The organism is Nocardioides sp. 1609 (assembly GCF_004522105.1).
GTDB lineage: Bacteria > Actinomycetota > Actinomycetes > Propionibacteriales > Nocardioidaceae > Nocardioides.
Window position 1 is genome coordinate 468,557 of sequence record NZ_SPUJ01000004.1, and the last position, 16,528, is coordinate 485,084.

Here is a 16,528-nt window from a genome sequence, read left to right on the forward strand (position 1 = left end):
AACGGCGCTATCGGGCGAGCGCGCGCGATCCCCCCGAGCCGTGCCGGCGGCGTTTCGCCGTCCCGATGGGCGCGTCGGGGCCTGCGGTGGTCGGTGGCACCGGCTCGTCGCCGGAGCCGGCCCACTGGCCGAGCCACTCGTCGAGGACGGCCCACGTGGTGCCGCGCGCGGCCCGGCCGGTGAGCATCCCGAGGTGGCCGCCGGGCACGATCTCGAACCGGACCTCGGGGGAGCCGGTCAGCAGGGGCACGACCGCCTTGACCGCGCCGACCGGCGCGATCCCGTCGCTGGCGCCAGCGAGGACGAGCACGGGCACCGTGACGTCGGCGAGGGCGACCTCCCGGTCGCCGACGTCGAGGACGCCCCCGACGAGGGCGTTGCCCTTGACGAAGCGGTGGTAGAGCTGTCCGAACGTGCGGCCGGGGTAGGCGGTCATCCCGGCCGTGAACCGGTCGACGGCCTGGATCTGGGCGAGGAAGTCGGCGTCGTCGTAGCGGCTGGCCTTCGCGATCGGCTTCGTCACGAGCTTCTGGAACGACGACAGCTGGAAGGCCCACCGCACGAGCGGGGTGGGCGCCCCGCCGAGGAGCCGGTAGCCCCGGGTGACCAGGCCGTGGCCGTTGGTGACGTCGAGGAGCGGCCGCAGCGGTGCGACGAGCGGGACCTGGCTGACGTCGACCGGCGAGCCCAGGACGGTGATGGAGGCGATCGGCAGGTCCTGGTCGGCCGCGGCGGCGAGCAGCGTGAACAGTCCGCCGAGGCTCCAGCCGACGACGTGGACCGGTCGCCCTCCGGCGTGCGAGGACGTCGCCCGGACGGCGTCCGGGACGACCTCCTCGATCCAGTGCTCCATGCCGAGGTTGCGGTCGCGGAAGGACACCTGGCCGTACTCGACGAGGTAGGTCGGCCGGCCCTCGGTCACCAGGTGCTCCACCAGGGAGCAGTCGCGGCGCAGGTCGTAGCAGAGCGCGGGGGCGGCCAGCGGGGTCACCAGCAGGACGGGGTCGCCCTGCTCGAGCACCCTGGCCGCGGGCCGGTAGTGGTAGACCTCGCGCAGGGTGCCGTCGTCGATCAGCGTGCGCGGCATCGGCCGGAGGTCGGCCAGCCCGCCGTACAGGACCGTGTGCGCGAGGTTGCCCGCCGCCGAGACGACCTGGTCGGGCTTGGGGATGAGGTCCACCTGGGCAAGGTACCCCGCCTCACGGCCGGCCCGGTCAGAACCGGAACCCGAGGGCGCCGATGATGTCGGCGTTGGCGTAGCGCAGGTAGTCGGCCGCCTTCTTGGCCGGCACGCCCTGCTGGTGCGTCTCGACGGTGATGACGATGAACTCGTTGATGTTGTTGGCCCGCCAGGCACCGGGCTTGCCGGTGAGGAAGGCGTCGTCCTCCAGCTTCCACGACATCTCCTCGACGAGCTCGTCGTCGATGGCCTTCGCGGCCGCCTTGGCGTCCTTCATGGTCAGCACGATGTGGGAGAGCGCGAGGTCGCCGTCGAGGGCGCGGTAGGTCCACTCGGACGCGCGCCGGCAGCCCAGGGAGGTCAGGGCGGCGTCGTTCTCGACACCGGTGCAGCTGTCGTAGTCCCAGCCCTTCTTGAACGCCGCGTCGAGCTTCGGGCTCCCGGGGAACTGGAACTCCCAGTCGCGCGCGTACTCCCGGTAGCTGAAGGGGTCGCCCGCGGGCGGGTCGACGGGGTCCGTCGGTGCCGGCGGGGAGGTGGGCGCCGGCGGCGAGGTGGGCTCGACCGGTTCGGTGGGCTCCACAGGTGTGGTCGGCTCGGTGGGCTCGGTGGGCTCGGTGGGCCCGGTGGGCTCCGTCGGGGCGGGCGAGGACGACGTGCCGCCGGTCGGGGAGCCGGTCGGGTCGTCGCCGGCGTCGGAGCCCTGGTCGTCGCCGCGGAGGAGGGTGACGCCGAGGGCCGTGCCGGCGGTCAGCACCACGAAGAGCACGACGCCGACGACCACGAGGAGGCCGGTGCGCCGGCGGGGACCGCGGGGCGGACCCGGCTGCCAGGGACCCGAGGGACCGTAGGGTCCGCCCGGGCCGGACGGGCCGGACGGGCCGGACGGGCCGGACGGGTACGTCGGCCCGGACGGGTACGACGCCCACGGCGGTTGCGCGGCCGCCGGCGGGTAGCCGGGGTAGCCGGGCGCGCCGACCTGCGTGGGCGGTGCGCCCTGGGGCGGACCCGCGGGCGGTCCCTGCGGCGGCGGACCGGCGGGCTTGCCGAGGTCCGGCGGCGGCGCGCTGCCCCACGGTGACCCGGATCCCGGGACCTGGGTCGGGTCGGAGCTGCCGGACGGCGGGGGTGGGGGCTGCTCGGGCACGAGCGGTTCCTACCCGCCGTCGTGGAGATCGAACCCGGTCGCGCCGAAGAGCGCGTGCGGGGCCCCGGTGGCCTGGGCCCAGTAGCGGTCGCCGAAGGACCAGTGCCACCACTCGGTGGGGTAGTTCACCAGGCCCGCCCCGGTCATCGCGCGCACCAGCTCGCGCCGCAGGAGCAGGGCGTCGCCGGTGACGTCGGGGTGGTCGGTGTAGCAGCGCCCGCCGCTCTCCTCGGGGCTGGCGTCGAGCGGGCAGCCGACGTCGAGGACCTCGCCGCCGGGCGTCGTGAGCAGGACGTCGACCGCGGCCCCGGCCGTGTGCGGTGCGACCGCGGGCGGGGAGATGAAGCGGCTCGCGAGCCGGTGGATCGTCGCGGCGTCGTCGGCGGGTCGCTCGGCGGCGAGCCGGGCGGCGTACCGCTCGAAGTAGTGGCGCTGCAGCGCCGGCGGCCGGTAGCCCTCGTTGAGGGCGAGTCGCAGGTCGGCGGGCAGGTCGGCGGCCGCGTCGAGCAGGCGGTCGAGCACCGGACGACGGACGAGACGGCCCGCGGCGGTGTCACCGGTGAAGGCGAGCACGCCCTCGACGTCGACCAACCCGTCGCCGGCCTCGTCCACCTCGACCGAGGTGACGGCGTCGTCGCACATCAGGACGACGTCGTCCCAGGCCGTGCGGCTCGTCACGAGCGCCCGACGGCCCGCACGCTCTTGGCGTGGGTGCTGTGCTCGACGTCGGCCAGCTCGGTCATGAACGCGTCGGCCCACGCGGCGACGTCGTGCTTCTTGATCGTGCGGCGCATCGCCTTCATCCGCCGGGTCAGCTCCTTGTCGTCGGCCCGGAAGGCCTCGAGCAGCGCCGCCTTCATGCCGTTGATGTCGTAGGGGTTCACCAGCCAGGCCTGGCGCAGCTCGTCGGCGGCGCCGGCGAACTCCGAGAGCACCAGGGCGCCGTCGTCGCCGGTGCGGCAGGCGACGTACTCCTTGGCGACCAGGTTCATGCCGTCGCGGTAGGGGGTCACGACCATGACGTCGGCGGCCGTGTAGAGCGCGGCCATCTCCTCACGCGGGTAGCTGCTGTGCAGGTAGCTGATCGCCGGACGACCGATCCGCCCCAGGTCGCCGTTGATGCGCCCGACGAGCCGGTCGATGTCGTCGCGCAGGATGCGGTACTGCTCGACCTGCTCGCGCGAGGGCACCGCGACCTGCACGAAGACGGCGTCCTCGACGTCGAGCTCGCCGGTCTCGATGAGCTCGGCGTACGCGCGCAGCCGGGCGTAGATGCCCTTGGTGTAGTCGAGGCGGTCGATGCCGAGGAAGAGCCGGCGCGGGCTGCCGAGCGCCTCGCGGATATCGGCCGCGCGGGCGACGACGGCCTCGTCGCGCGCCAGCGCCTCGAAGCCGGCCGCGTCGATCGAGATGGGGAAGGCGGCGGCGCGCACGGTACGGCCGTCGGGCAGGTACACGAGCTCGCGGTGGGTCTTGTGGCCGACGCGCTGCCGGACGAGCCGGACGAAGTTCGCGGCGCCGCCGGGCAGCTGGAACCCGACCAGGTCGGCGCCCAGCAGGCCCTCGAGGAGCTGACGGCGCCAGGGCAGCTGCTGGAACAGCTCGGCCGGCGGGAACGGGATGTGCAGGTAGAAGCCGATGCGGAGGTCGGGACGCAGCTCACGCAGCATCTGCGGCACCAGCTGCAGCTGGTAGTCGTGGACCCACACGGTCGCGCCCTCGGCGGCGACCGACGCCGCCTTGGCGGCGTACTTCTCGTTGACCTTGACGTAGCTGTCCCACCACTCGCGGTGGAACTCCGGCTTGGCGACCAGGTCGTGGTAGATCGGCCAGATCGTGGCGTTGGAGAAGCCCTCGTAGAAGCGCTCGATCTCCTCGGCGGTGAGCCCGATCGGCACCAGGTGCAGGCCGTCGGCCTCGAACGGGTCGAGGTCGCCCTCGCCGGCGTCCTCGGACGGACCGCCGGGCCAGCCGATCCAGGTGCCGTCGTTGGCCCGCATCACCGGCTCGATCGCGGTGACCAGGCCACCCGGGGACGGGCGCCAGCCCTGCGTCCCGTCGGGCTGGGTGACCCGGTCGACCGGCAGACGGTTGGCGACGATGACGAGGTCGGCGGGCATCCTTGCACCCTAGGACGTGGTGTCGGGTCAGCCCGACACCGCTACGGGTGGTGGCAGGATCGCGCACGGCTCGTGACCGCACGAGCATGAGGACATGAGCCAGACCATGACCCAGCCCCCGACACCGCCCCGGTACGAGGAGCCGACCGAGCGACCGGGCGTGCCCGCGCGCCCCGGTGTCGTGCGCCGGCTGGTGCGCGACACGGCGTACCTCACCTCCGGGGTGGTGCTCGGGGCGGTCGGCCTCTGCGTGAGCGTCGTGGGGCTGGCCGCCGGGCTGGGCCTGCTCGTCGTCTGGGTCGGGCTGGCGGTGCTCGTCGGCACCGTGCTGGTGTCGCGCGGCCTGGCCCACGTCCAGCGCGGCCAGCTACGCACCCTGCAGGGTCGGCCGGCCCCGCTGCCGACGTACCTGGTCGCGCCGGCGGGTTCCGGGAGCGTGCGCCGGCTCCTGACGCCGCTGCGCGACCCGCAGTCGTGGCTCGACGTGATCTGGGGCCTGGTCGGCTTCGTCACCGGACTGGTCGGGTTCTGCCTCGCGGCGAGCTGGTGGGTCGCGGTCGCGAACGGCCTCACCTACTGGTTCTGGCAGCAGTGGCTGCCCGAGGGCGACACGTCCGGGCTGGCGGAGCTGATCGGGTGGGGCGAGGGCCGGCGCGACGAGAGCCTGCTCCAGCTCGGCGTCGGCCTGGTCGCCCTGGTCACCCTGCCCCTGGTCGTGCGCGCCTGTGCCGCGGTGCACGCCGGCGTCGCCGACACCCTCCTGTCGAGCCGGGCCCGGCTGCAGTCGGAGGTGCGCCTGGTCGCCGACAGCCGTACGTCGGCCCGCCTGGCCGAGGCCGACTCGCTGCGCCGGCTCGAGCGCGACATCCACGACGGCCCGCAGCAGCGCCTGGTGCGGCTGACGATGGACCTCGGCCGCGCCCGCAAGCAGCTCGAGCAGGACCCCGACCGGGCCGCCGCCATCCTCGACGACGCGCTGCAGCAGGCCCGCGACACGGTGGGGGAGCTGCGTGCGCTCTCCCGCGGGATCGCGCCGCCGCTGCTCGTCGACCGGGGGCTGCGGGTCGCGCTGGAGGAGCTGCTCCAGCGCGCGACCGTCCCCGTCGCCTCGCACGTCGACCTCCCGGAGCGGCTGCCCCCGCACGTCGAGACGACCGTCTACTTCGTGGTCGCCGAGGCGTTCACCAACATCGCCAAGCACAGCGGCGCGCAGCGCGCCGCGCTCGCGGTCACCCACGCCGAGGGCCGGGTCGCGGTCGTCGTCCAGGACGACGGCGCGGGCGGCGCGCACGTCGCGAAGGGCTCCGGCCTCGCGGGTCTCGCGCAGCGGCTGGCCGGTGTCGAGGGCACGCTGGACGTCGAGTCGCCGCTCGGGGGCCCGACCGTGCTGAGGGCCGCGCTCCCGGCCGGGGATGATGCTCGGACATGACCTCCCCTCCGGTGCCGTCCCCGTCCCGGCCGCGACCCCTCAGGATCGTGCTCGCCGACGACTCGGTCCTGCTGCGCGAGGGCCTGCAGCTGCTGCTCGCCGAGGCGGGCCACGAGGTGCTCGCGGCGGTCGGTGACGGCCCCGCGTTCGTGACGGCGGTGCTCGAGCACCGTCCGGACCTCGCGCTCGTCGACGTCCGGATGCCCCCGTCGCACACCGACGAGGGACTGCGGGCCGCGGTCGAGGTGCGCCGCAGCTGGCCGGCCGCGCGGATCATGGTGCTGTCGCAGTACGTCGAGGTGTCCTACGCCGACGACCTGCTCGCCTCCGGCCCGCCCGACCAGGGCGGCACCGGCTACCTGCTCAAGGACCGGGTCGGCGACGTCGACGAGTTCCTCGCCGGCCTGGCAACGGTGGCGCGCGGCGGCACGGTGCTCGACCCGCTCGTGGTGCGTCAGCTGATGGGGCGGCGCCAGGACCCGCTCGAGGCGCTCACGCCGCGCGAGCGCGAGGTGCTGGCGCTGATGGCCGAGGGACGGTCGAACGCCGCGGTCGCCGAGGCGCTCACCGTGACCCTCGGCGCGGTCGAGAAGCACACGCAGCGGATCTTCGCCAAGCTCGGTCTCACCCCCGACGACGACGCCGCGCACCGGCGGGTGCTGGCCGTCGTCCGGTTCCTGCGGGCGGGGTAGCGCCGCTCAGGGGTAGGTGACGCCGACCTGGGCGAGGAGGTCCTCCATCTGCCGCATGAGCGTGAGCGTCTGCGCGTGCGGGACCAGCGGGCTCTCGCGCAGCCCGGCGCGCAGGCAGCGGCCGACCTCGACCGCCTCGTTGCCGTAGCCGACGCCGATCACGGCCTCGGCGCCCTCGATCGGGACCGCGACGCCGAGGTCGGTGTGGTCGTTGTCGCCGCCCTCGGCGAACGGCGTGAACGTGGCCCGCGTCGGGTGGTGGAAGTCGGCGAGGTCGATCCGGCCCCGGTCGGTGGCGATCGTGGCGGCCCGCGAGGACCACGAGGTCATCGACGCCGACATGGTCGCGACGACGCCACCCGGGTAGCGGCCCGCGACCGCGATGTCGAGGTCGATGCCGCTCGCGGAGACGGTCGCGGCGGCGGTGAGGGCCTCGGCCTCGCCGAAGAGCAGGTGGGCCGTCGTGAGCGGGTAGACGCCCATGTCGAGCATCGCGCCGGCGCCGAGGGCCGGGTCGAGGAGTCGGTCGTCGGGGCTGAGGGCGGCGACGTCGACGACGAAGCCGAGCTCGGCGTGCCACTGCCGCGGGGTGCCGAAGCGGCCCTCGCGCAGCCCGTCCGCCACGGCACGGACGACGGGGTGGCACGCCGTCCACATCGCCTCCATGAGGAAGCGGTCGTGCTCCCGGGCCAGCGCCACGATCGCCTCGGCGTCGGCCGCGGTGACGGCGAGCGGCTTCTCGCAGAGCACGTGCTTGCCGGCCTCGAAGGCCAGCCGCGCGTGCTCGAGGTGCAGCGCGTGCGGGCTCGCGACGTAGACGACGTCGACGTCGGGATCCGCGACCAGCGCGTCGTACGACGCGTGCGCGCGGCAGCCGGCGGCGCCGTACGCCGCGGCGAAGGACTCCGCGGAGCCGGCCGAGCGCGAGCCGACCGCCACCAGCTCGGCGTCCGGCACGAGGGCGAGGTCGGCGGCGAACTTGCGGGCGATCTTGCCGGTGGCCAGGACGCCCCAGCGCACCGGGCGGTCGGCGGTGCCGTCGTGGGTCATCCCCCCAGCCTAGGACGTCCGTACGCCGCGGTTCGGCGGTGCGAATGACACAGGTGTGATTCGCCGTCTACAGTGGCGTCGACAGACATGCGACGACCTCGCGGGAGATGAGCGATGGAAGCCCAGCGGCACGACGACGCTAGCGACCCGAACGGCCAGGAGGCCGCCGGGACACTCAGCGACCGCGACCGCGAGATCCTCGCGTTCGAGCGACAGTGGTGGAAGTTCGCGGGGGCCAAGGAGAGCGCGGTCCGCGAGAAGTTCGACATGAGCTCGACCCGCTACTACCAGGTCCTCAACGCCCTCATCGACCGTCCCGAGGCCATCGCCGCCGACCCGCTCCTGGTCCGCCGGCTGCGCCGGCTGCGCTCCGAGCGGCAGCGCCAGCGCTCCGCCCGCCGACTCGGGTTCGAGCTCTAGGGATGAGCGGCCGTCCCACGCAGCGCGGCGTGGTCTTCCCCTCGCCGGTCGTCGTCCTGAGCATCGTCGCGGTGGCCATGGCCGCGATCGCCTTCTTCGTCACCCGCGGCGTCGAGCCCGACGAGCGCGACGTCGCGACCACGGTGCAGTCCACGCCCAGCCAGACCCCCAGCGTCGAGCCGACCGGGAAGCCCGGCAAGCAGAAGCCGAAGCCGAAGCCCATCGACCGCGCGAGCTTCTTCGTGGAGGTCTACAACAACTCCGGCATCACCGGCCTGGCCGGCAGCGTCGGCACCCAGGCCACCGACGCGGGCTGGAAGGTCGTCGGCACCGACAACTGGTACGGCACCGTCTCCGGCAACACCGTGTTCTTCCCGGAGCGCCTCGAGCGCGCGGCCAAGCAGCTGGCCCTCGACCTCGGCATCCAGCGCACGGCACCGGCCGTCGGCCAGATGAGGCTCGACCGGCTCACGATCGTCCTCACCAGCCCGCTCTGACGCGGGCGCCCGCTCCGGACCAGTCCTCCGCGTCCGGTCGACGTGTGGTGGGGTAGGGGCGTGGAGTTCACCTCGAGCCAGGGGGAGCAGCGGTACGCCGCCCTGGTGCGCGTCGCCGCTGAGACCGTCGTCGGGCTCGACTTCGACGGCGTCCTGGCGCCGATTGTCGACGACCCCACCGAGGCGCACATCCACCCCGACGCCGGCGAGGTCCTGGTCGGCCTCGGCGCACAGGTGCTCGCGGTCGCCGTCATCACCGGCCGCCCGGCGCGCCAGGCCCTCGACCTCGGCGGGCTGGAGGCGGTCGGCAACGCGATGGGCGACACCGGCAAGGACCTGTACCTCTTCGGCCAGTACGGCAACGAGCGGTGGAGCTCGACCAACCGGCGGGTGATCGGCCCGCGACCGCCGCACGGCCTGGCCAGCTTCGAGGGCGAGCTGCCGCGCGCGCTGCGGCGGGTCGACGCCGGCGGGGCCTACGTCGAGGACAAGGGCCTCGCGGTCGCCGTCCACACCCGTCGGCTGCCGGACGCCGAGGCGGCCTTCGCGCGGTTGCTGCCCGAGCTCGAGGCGCTCGCCGCCCGTCACGACCTGGTCGTCGAGCCCGGACGCAGCGTGATCGAGGTCCGTTCGCCGGGCTCGCACAAGGGGACCGCCGTCCGCACCCTGGTCGAGGAGCTCGGGGCCGGCGGGTTCTTCTTCGCCGGCGACGACCTCGGCGACCTCGAGGCCTTCGAGGCCGTGCGTCAGCTCGGCGACGACGGCATGCCGACCCTGCTGGTCGCGTCGTCCTCCGACGAGGAGAACGCCCTCGTCGGGCTCGCGGACGTCGTCGTCCCCGGTCCCGCCGGGGTGCTGGAGCTGCTGCGCCAGCTCACCGAGGACGCGGCCGCCCTGAGGGCCTGATCCGCCGAGGCCGCTCCGAGGTCTCGACGCGTCGGTCCGCGCCGCCCGCAGGCTCCCTGCGTGCCGCCCTGCTCGACCGCCGCCGATCCCACATCTCGGGACTCGGTGACGCATCGTGAGACGGCACGTCGTACAGTCGGAGACAGCTCATCACGAGGGACTGAGGGAACGGCCCAGCGAAGTCCCGGCAACCGCCACGAACCTCCGCCTCCGGACAGACCCGGAACGGATCGTGGAAACGGTGCCAAATCCGCCCGGACGCGAGATCCGCCCCGGGGAAGATGAGAAGGAGGACCTTCATGAGCGCTCCCACGATCGACCAGCCCGCCGCCACCCCCACAGCGACGGCCACGGGACCCGGCCCCGTCCGCGAGGGTGCCTTCGGGAACGCCCGCAGCCTCGTGTGCCGCGAGTGTCGCCACGAGGTCGAGCTCGGCCCGCACTACGCGTGCCCCGAGTGCTTCGGCCCCCTCGAGATCGCCTACGACTTCCCCGCGGTGACCCGCGAGGAGATCGCGGCCGGGCCCCGCAACATCTGGCGCTACAAGGCGCTGCTGCCGGTGCCGACCGACATCGAGCAGAGCCCGAACACCGAGCCCGGCTTCACCCGGCTGCTCAAGGCCACCAACCTCGGCGCCGAGCTCGGCATCGACAACCTGTGGGTCAAGGACGACTCGACCAACCCCACCAACTCCTTCAAGGACCGCGTCGTCGCCTGCGCGCTGAGCGCGGCCCGCGAGCTGGGCGCGACGACGTTCGCCTGCCCGAGCACCGGCAACCTCGCGAACGCCGTCGCCGCGGCCGGCGCCCGGGCCGGCATCCGCACGGTGGTGTTCATCCCGAGCAACCTCGAGCAGCCCAAGCAGGTGAACTCGGCGATTTTCACCGACCAGCTGGTCGCCGTGAACGGCAACTACGACGACGTCAACAAGCTCGCCTCGGAGATCGCCGGCGAGGAGGAGGGCTGGGCGTTCGTCAACGTCAACGTGCGCCCCTTCTACGCCGAGGGGTCCAAGACCCTGGGCTACGAGATCGCCGAGCAGCTCGGTTGGCGGCTGCCCGACCAGATCGTCATCCCGGTCGCGTCCGGCTCGCAGCTGACGAAGGTGCACAAGGCCTTCCAGGAGCTGATCGCGCTCGGCCTCGTCGACGACAAGCCGTACCGCGTCTTCGGGGCCCAGGCCACCGGCTGCTCGCCGGTCTCGATCGCCTACAAGGCCGAGACCGACGCCATCCGGCCGGTGAAGCCCGACACCATCGCCAAGAGCCTGGCGATCGGCAACCCGGCCGACGGCGTGTACGTCCTCGACATCTGCCGGGAGTCCGGCGGCGCGGTCGAGGACGTCTCCGACGACGAGGTCCGCGCCGGCATCGTCCTGCTCGCGCGCACCGAGGGGATCTTCACCGAGACCGCCGGCGGCACCACCGTCGCGGTGACCCGCAAGCTCGTGGAGACCGGCCAGCTCGACCCGACGCTCGAGACCGTGGTGATCAACACCGGCCACGGGCTGAAGACCCTCGACGCCGTCTCCGGGATCGTCTCCGCGGCCGCCACCATCGAGCCGTCCTACGATGCCTTCCGGGCCACCGGCCTCGGCGCCTGAGCCCGCCCCCCAGCTCCTGAGAACCGAGAAGGAAGAACCAGCGTGAGCGTCTCCGTCCGCGTCCCGACCATCCTGCGCACCTACACCGCCGGCGCGTCCGAGGTGAGCGCCACCGGCGCCACCCTGGCCGAGGTGCTCGGCGACCTCGACGCCACCTACCCCGGCATCCGGGCCAGGATCCTCGACGACGACGGCAAGCTGCGCCGCTTCGTCAACGTCTACGTGGGCAACGACGACGTCCGGTTCCTCGAGAACCTCGACACGGCCACGCCCGACGGCGTGCAGGTCTCGGTCATCCCGGCCGTCGCCGGGGGCTGACTGTCCCCCGCCGAGCGTGGGTGGGCCGGTCTTGGTGGTGGCCCCACGCTTGCAATTGCAGCGATCTGCTCGGTCGGTGGCGCAGAAGCTGGCCAAATCGCGGCAATTGCACGCGAGAGGCAGGCCCCCGGCTCAGGCCGGCTCGGCGATGATGACGACGTTGCTCTCGTAGGAGCTGCCGTTCCAGTCGGTGCAGGTGACCAGCACCAGCCGGGCCCCGCGGTCGTCGCGGCGGTCCTGGCCGAAGAGGCCCTGGGCGCCGGCGGCGACCTCCTCACGACTGAGCACCTCGCGCCGCAGGACCCGGTAGTGCTGGACGCCGGCGCGGGTCCGGACGTCGATCCGACGGCCGCGCAGTCCCGAGGTGGTGCTCACCTCGTCGAGGGCGCCGCCACCGGTGTGGACGGTGTGGCCGGTGATGACGACCTGGCCGCGGGCGGCGCCCGGGCGGGCGCTGTCGTCCCACCACCCGACGGTGGTGGCGTCCGCGGGCGGGTCGAGGACGGCGTCCCCGGTCAGTCCGATCGGGACGACCGAGGCGTCGATGTCGAGCGAGGGCACCACCAGGCGCAGCGGCGCGGCGGCGGGGACGACCGGACGGTCCTCCGGCGACGACCCGGGGCCCGGACCGACCGCGCCCCACGCCACCAGGCCGACGCACAGCACGAGCAGCGTGGTGGTCGCCGCCGCGAGCATCCCGTCCAGCCGCGGCCCCGGGCCGCTGCTGCTAGCGGACGGCACGGCGGTAGGACGCCAGGCCGGCGGCGCCCGCGAGCACCGCGAGCGCGGCGACGGCGGCACCGGCGCCCCGGTGGCCCGGTCCACCGTCGGCCGGCGCGGCGGTGGGACCACCGGCCAGGCCCGCCGGGATCGACGTCGGGACCGTGGGCTCGGCCTCCGGCTCGGCGGACGGCGTCTGCTCCACCGGCGGGGCGACGACCCGGCCGCTCGGACCGCACGTCGAACGACCGACCTCGACGGCCAGCGGCTCGAAGCCGAGCTGGCGTGCGGCCGGCAGCACCTCGACGTCCAGGGCGGTCACCTCGATGCTGTCCCTGCCGGCCCGGACCTGCTTGTTCAGCGTGGCGTCGAGCAGGTTGTCCTCGAGCGGTGCGAGCTGCTCGGCGACGGCGGCGAGCACGTTCTCCTGGAGGGCCGACTCGAGCTCGTCGAGCAGGACGCCGGCCGGCGCGAGGACGCCGTCGAAGCCGGTCTCGAGCTGGGTGGTGAGCGCGGCGGTGAGGGTCGCCGCGACCTCGTCGAGGTTGGTCGCGAGCTTGGTGTTCGGCGCGGGGTCGGCGGGCAGCGACAGCAGCTCGACCCGCTCCCCGGCGACCGCGATCGCGACCTCGGCGCCGGCGAGCCGGGAGTCGCCGTCGGCGGAGGTGCTCGTGCCCCTGCACCAGCTCTGCACGGCGTCCAGGTCGAGGGTGAGGCCGAGGTCGCCGAGCGAGGTCAGCGCCGTCGCGAGCCCGTCCTGGGCGGCCGGCAGCGCGGCGTCCAGGAGCGGGGCGAGGGCGTCCTGCAGCTCGGTGTCGAGGCCCTGGAGGAGGTCGGAGCGCACGATGGTCAGGCCGCTGAGGTCGAGGGTGCCGGCGTCGATCGTCAGGGTCTCGCCGGGGGTGAGGCAGCTGCCGTCACCGACCGCCCCCACGCCGGCGCCCCGGCCGGCGAGCCCGGCGCACGCGGCGGACCGGCCGGCGCCGTCGACGACGGAGGTGGTCGCGTCCTGGGTCAGGACGCTCCCGGAGGCGAACGACTGACCGCCGAGCGCGGTGACCACGGGGGTTCTGGTGCCGGTCGAGGACTCGCGGGTGCCGTCGTGGGTGACCGCGTAGGTCTCCGACCCGGCCGGGGTGCCGGCGAGGCTCACGGTGAGCGCCGTGGCCGAGGCCCGGGCGACCGGAGCGGCGGCGGCCCCGGGCGCCGCGGTGAGCAGGACCAGCCCGCCGGCGGCGGCGAGGACGCCGAGACGGACGAGGGTGCGGGGCGCGCGGTCTTCGAGGTGCACGACCTCCCAACGACGTCCGCGGCCGCGCGTTACGCCCCGGTAACCGCGAGGGTCAGCCGTCGTCGAGCCGGTCGCGACGCCCGACGAGGTGGTCGCGCTCGGCGGCGTTCTCGCACGCTCCGATGGCCGCGTCGTAGGCCGTGCGCGCCTCGGCGCTGCGCCCCGCGCGGGTCAGCAGCTCGGCCCGGACCGCCGGGAGTCGGTGACCCGGCAGGTCGAGCCCGTCGAGCAGGGCCAGCGCCGGCCCCGGACCGTCGGCCTCGGCGACGGCGACCGCCCGGTTGAGCCGCACGACCGGGGAGCCGGTGAGGTCCTCGAGCTCGGCGTACCAGCGGGTGATGCGCGACCAGACGGTGTCGGACGCGGTGGGGGCGATGGCGTGCTCGGCGGCGATGAGGGCCTGCAGCAGGTACGGCGTCGACGTGGTCCCGGCGGCCAGCGGGGTCAGCAGGTCGAGCGCCTCGACGATCTCGGTGCGCCGCCACCGGCTGCGGTCCTGGTCGGGCAGCAGCACCAGTGCGCCGTCCGCCACCCGCGCGTCCCGCCGGGAGTGCTGCAGGAGCATGAGGGCGAGCAGGGCGTCGAGGTCGGGTCGGGCCGCGTCCGGGGCGACCTCGCGCAGCACCCGCACCAGCCGGAGCGCCTCGCCGGCCTCCTCGGAGCGCACGACGTCGGCGCCCGACCCCGGCGCGTACCCGGCGGTGAACGCGAGGTAGGCGATGTCGGCGACGTCCGCGACCCGTCGCAGGAGCGCCTCGCCGGTGGGGACGGCGAACGACGCGCCCGCCAGCCGCTTGCGGGCCCGGGTCAGCCGGGCGGCCATCGTGGCGGTCGGCACCAGGAACAACCGGGCGACGTCGGCCGTCGGGACCCCGAGCACCAGCCGCAGGGTGAGCGCGGCGGCGTGCTCCGCAGGCAGGGTCGGGTGGGCACAGAGCAGCACGAGGCGGAGTCGCTCGTCGACCACCCCCGCCTCGCCGGGCGCCGATCCGTCGGCCAGCACGCGCCTGGCCTCCTCGGTCAGGTCGGTCTCGACGGCCAGCAGGGGCAGGGACCGGTGCGCGACGGCCTCGGCCCGCAGCCGGTCGAGGACCCGCCGTCGGGCCGCGACGAGCAGCCAGGCCCGGGGGTTGGCCGGTTCGCCGTCCTCCGGCCAGCGCCGGGCCGCGGCCTCGAAGGCGTCGCCGAGCGCGTCCTCGGCCAGGTCGAGGCGCCGGAACTGCGCGACGAGCAGGGCGAGGAGGCGGCCCCACTCCTCGCGCAGCAGCCGCTCGAGGATCACGTCGGGTGGCAGGTCGGGCCTCCGGTCAGAAGTCGGGGACGTCGACGCACTCGCGCACCTCGACGGCGTACTCGCGGGGCAGCAGCGTCGCGAGCTCGACCGCGACCGAGAGGTCGGGGACGTCGATGAGGTAGAAGCCGCCGAGCTGCTCGACGGTCTCGGCGAACGGGCCGGCCGTCACCGGGCGACCCGTGCCGGACGCGTCGCCGGACCCGGTGCCGGACCCGGTGCGCGACCCGGTGCCGGACTCGGTGCCGGACGCGGTGCCGGACGCGGTGCCGGACGCGGTGCCGGACTCGGTGCCGGACCCGGTGCGCGACCCGGCGGGCCGGACGGTGCGCGCGGTCTCCGGCCGGCTCAACGCCTCCCCGCCGACCACCGCGCCGCGCTCGCGGACGGCCCGGTCGAAGGCCTGGAAGTCGGCGATGACCCGGTCGCGGAGTGCGTCGTCGGCGTCGTCCCACGCGTCGAAGTGGCCGGCCTCGGCCATGAGCAGCAGGAACCGGCTCATCGGGCAGCCCTGCGGTGGTGCGCGGTCGAGGAGCCGGGCCGGGGCGCGGCGCGGTGGCTGCTCATGCCTCGGGTCCCGGCTGGCAGGCGCGGACCTCGACGGCGCCGTCGCCGTCCTCGGCGAGCATCGCGGCCACCTGGACCAGGTCGTCGAGGTCGTCGGACTCGACGAGGTAGAAGCCCGAGAGCTGCTCGACGGTCTCGGCGTACGGCCCCTCGGTGACGACGACCTCGCCCCCGACGCGACGCACCTGCCGCGTCCCGCGGGAGTGGGTGAGCTCGGCGCCGCCGGTGATCCGGTGACCGCGGGCCTCGAGGGCGGCCGAGAAGGCGTGGTGCTTCGCGAACACGGCGGCCTGCTCGTCGGAGGAGAGGGCCTCCCAGGCGTTCTCGTCGCCGGGCAGCAGGATGGCGTAGGTCGTCGTCATGGCGTCCTCTTTCTGGGTCGGTGTGAGTCTTTCACCGAGATGACGTGCGGGCACCCCCGGAATCGACACCGTCCGTTCAGGGGCCTGTGGGCGAGATGGGGGCATGGCATCCCGACCCCTGACCCTCCTGGCCGCCACGGCCGCCGCCGGCGTCCTCGGCGGTGCGTACGGCGCCCGCGGGCTGCTCGCCCGTCAGGCGGCGACCGCCCGCCGGCTGATCGGCAAGCCGCTGGGGGAGAGCCCGCCCGACGCGGACCGGGTCTGGCGCTCGTCGTACGGCGACCCGCTCGACCTGCTCCTCGTCGGCGACTCGATCGCGGCCGGCCTCGGGGCCGAGCGCCGCAAGGACACCCTCGGCGGTCGGCTCTCGAAGGGGCTGGCCAAGCGGACCCAGCGCGCGGTGCGGCTGCGCACGGTCGCCGTGGTCGGCTCGGAGAGCTCGATGCTCGCCGGACAGCTCGCCGCGCTCCCGGTCGGCTACCGCCCCGACGTCGCCGTCATCGTCGTCGGCGGCAACGACGTCACCCACCGGGTGCCCGTCGCGGAGTCGGTGCGCCACCTGGAGGACGCCGTCCGCGAGCTCCGCGAGCGCGGCGCCGAGGTCGTCGTCGGCACCTGCCCGGACCTCGGCGCGCTGCGACCGGTGCCGCAGCCACTGCGCGCACTCGGCTCGCGCGCCTCGCGCCAGCTCGCGACCGCGCAGGCCGCGGCCGCCGTCCGCACGGGGGCGCACGCGGTGTCGCTGGCGAGGGTCGTGGGGCCGTTCTTCATCACCAACCCCGACGAGATGTTCAGCCTCGACCGGTTCCACCCGAGCGCACTCGGCTACCGGCGGACCGCGGCCGCGCTGCTGCCGTCGGTGCTGACCGCGCTCGGCCTGCACGACCGGGTGCCGTTCGGGCACCACGCGCCGCACGTGCCCGGGTGAGAGGCT

The 16,528-nt window shown here is 74.6% G+C and carries 18 protein-coding genes and 1 riboswitch; of the genes, 8 read left to right on the top strand and 10 right to left on the bottom strand.

What is annotated here, in order from left to right; all coding sequences use genetic code 11:
• Positions 1 to 7 precede the first annotated feature (7 nt).
• From E4623_RS12570 to E4623_RS12590, 4 genes are read right to left on the bottom strand one after another with little or no spacing between them, the layout of a single operon-like run.
• A complete protein-coding gene (locus E4623_RS12570) occupies positions 8 to 1,180 on the bottom strand; it encodes an alpha/beta fold hydrolase (protein ID WP_209020653.1) in 1,173 nt (390 codons plus the stop codon).
• Between the two features lie 34 nt (positions 1,181 to 1,214).
• Entirely contained in the window at positions 1,215 to 2,327 is a 1,113-nt protein-coding gene (locus E4623_RS12575; protein ID WP_167736598.1) for a hypothetical protein, read from the bottom strand.
• 9 nt (positions 2,328 to 2,336) lie between these two features.
• Complete coding sequence (locus tag E4623_RS12585; protein ID WP_209020654.1) at positions 2,337 to 3,005, bottom strand: M15 family metallopeptidase; 669 nt, start codon at positions 3,003 to 3,005, stop codon at positions 2,337 to 2,339.
• The gene (locus tag E4623_RS12590; protein WP_134766861.1) at positions 3,002 to 4,447 is read right to left on the bottom strand and encodes a trehalose-6-phosphate synthase; all 1,446 of its coding nucleotides are present in this window, start codon (positions 4,445 to 4,447) and stop codon (positions 3,002 to 3,004) included. Before E4623_RS12590 ends, E4623_RS12585 begins: the two co-directional genes overlap by 4 nt.
• 94 nt (positions 4,448 to 4,541) lie before the next feature.
• On the opposite strand from E4623_RS12590, the gene E4623_RS12595 reads away from it, so the two are divergent.
• Complete coding sequence (locus tag E4623_RS12595) at positions 4,542 to 5,876, top strand: sensor domain-containing protein (RefSeq protein WP_134766862.1); 1,335 nt, start codon at positions 4,542 to 4,544, stop codon at positions 5,874 to 5,876.
• Positions 5,873 to 6,568, top strand: a complete 696-nt coding sequence (locus E4623_RS12600) for a response regulator transcription factor (RefSeq protein WP_134766863.1) — start codon at positions 5,873 to 5,875, stop codon at positions 6,566 to 6,568. The genes E4623_RS12595 and E4623_RS12600 overlap by 4 nt, the downstream gene beginning before the upstream one ends.
• Positions 6,569 to 6,574: 6 nt before the next feature.
• Here the strand turns inward: E4623_RS12600 and E4623_RS12605 are convergent, their stop codons facing one another.
• Positions 6,575 to 7,618: a Gfo/Idh/MocA family oxidoreductase gene (locus tag E4623_RS12605; protein WP_134766864.1), complete on the bottom strand. Its 1,044-nt coding sequence runs from the start codon at positions 7,616 to 7,618 to the stop codon at positions 6,575 to 6,577.
• 114 nt (positions 7,619 to 7,732) lie between these two features.
• On the opposite strand from E4623_RS12605, the gene E4623_RS12610 reads away from it, so the two are divergent.
• The 5 genes from E4623_RS12610 (at position 7,733) to E4623_RS12630 (ending at position 11,363) form a co-directional block, all read left to right on the top strand.
• Positions 7,733 to 8,038, top strand: a complete 306-nt coding sequence (locus E4623_RS12610) for a DUF3263 domain-containing protein (protein ID WP_134766865.1) — start codon at positions 7,733 to 7,735, stop codon at positions 8,036 to 8,038.
• Positions 8,039 to 8,040: 2 nt separating this feature from the next.
• On the top strand, positions 8,041 to 8,535 hold the full coding sequence (locus E4623_RS12615; protein WP_134766866.1) for a LytR C-terminal domain-containing protein: 495 nt from the start codon (positions 8,041 to 8,043) through the stop codon (positions 8,533 to 8,535).
• Positions 8,536 to 8,595: 60 nt separating this feature from the next.
• Positions 8,596 to 9,441, top strand: coding sequence for a trehalose-phosphatase (gene otsB / locus E4623_RS12620; RefSeq protein ID WP_134766867.1), 846 nt, complete (start codon positions 8,596 to 8,598; stop codon positions 9,439 to 9,441).
• Positions 9,442 to 9,585: 144 nt separating this feature from the next.
• A riboswitch (SAM riboswitch) is annotated at positions 9,586 to 9,729 on the top strand.
• A gap of 11 nt (positions 9,730 to 9,740) precedes the next feature.
• Positions 9,741 to 11,045: a threonine synthase gene (gene thrC, locus E4623_RS12625; RefSeq protein WP_134766868.1), complete on the top strand. Its 1,305-nt coding sequence runs from the start codon at positions 9,741 to 9,743 to the stop codon at positions 11,043 to 11,045.
• A gap of 42 nt (positions 11,046 to 11,087) precedes the next feature.
• Positions 11,088 to 11,363: a MoaD/ThiS family protein gene (locus tag E4623_RS12630; protein WP_134766869.1), complete on the top strand. Its 276-nt coding sequence runs from the start codon at positions 11,088 to 11,090 to the stop codon at positions 11,361 to 11,363.
• 132 nt (positions 11,364 to 11,495) lie between these two features.
• Here the strand turns inward: E4623_RS12630 and E4623_RS12635 are convergent, their stop codons facing one another.
• The 5 genes from E4623_RS12635 to E4623_RS12655 form a co-directional block, all read right to left on the bottom strand.
• Positions 11,496 to 12,104 carry a class F sortase gene (locus tag E4623_RS12635; RefSeq protein ID WP_134766870.1) on the bottom strand — a complete coding sequence of 203 codons (609 nt, stop codon included), beginning with the start codon at positions 12,102 to 12,104 and terminating at the stop codon, positions 11,496 to 11,498.
• Positions 12,091 to 13,374 carry a hypothetical protein gene (locus E4623_RS12640; protein ID WP_134766871.1) on the bottom strand — a complete coding sequence of 428 codons (1,284 nt, stop codon included), beginning with the start codon at positions 13,372 to 13,374 and terminating at the stop codon, positions 12,091 to 12,093. Before E4623_RS12640 ends, E4623_RS12635 begins: the two co-directional genes overlap by 14 nt.
• A gap of 52 nt (positions 13,375 to 13,426) precedes the next feature.
• Positions 13,427 to 14,656 (bottom strand): DUF6596 domain-containing protein, encoded by a 1,230-nt coding sequence (locus tag E4623_RS12645; protein WP_245155053.1) that lies wholly within the window; start codon positions 14,654 to 14,656, stop codon positions 13,427 to 13,429.
• A 25-nt stretch (positions 14,657 to 14,681) separates the two neighbouring features.
• Positions 14,682 to 15,167, bottom strand: coding sequence for a YciI family protein (locus E4623_RS12650; RefSeq protein ID WP_245155054.1), 486 nt, complete (start codon positions 15,165 to 15,167; stop codon positions 14,682 to 14,684).
• A 61-nt stretch (positions 15,168 to 15,228) separates the two neighbouring features.
• Entirely contained in the window at positions 15,229 to 15,594 is a 366-nt protein-coding gene (locus E4623_RS12655; RefSeq protein WP_167736600.1) for a YciI family protein, read from the bottom strand.
• Between the two features lie 103 nt (positions 15,595 to 15,697).
• Here E4623_RS12655 and E4623_RS12660 point away from each other — a divergent pair, with 103 nt between their 5' ends.
• Positions 15,698 to 16,522, top strand: a complete 825-nt coding sequence (locus tag E4623_RS12660; RefSeq protein WP_134766873.1) for an SGNH/GDSL hydrolase family protein — start codon at positions 15,698 to 15,700, stop codon at positions 16,520 to 16,522.
• The last annotated feature ends 6 nt before the right edge of the window (positions 16,523 to 16,528 follow it).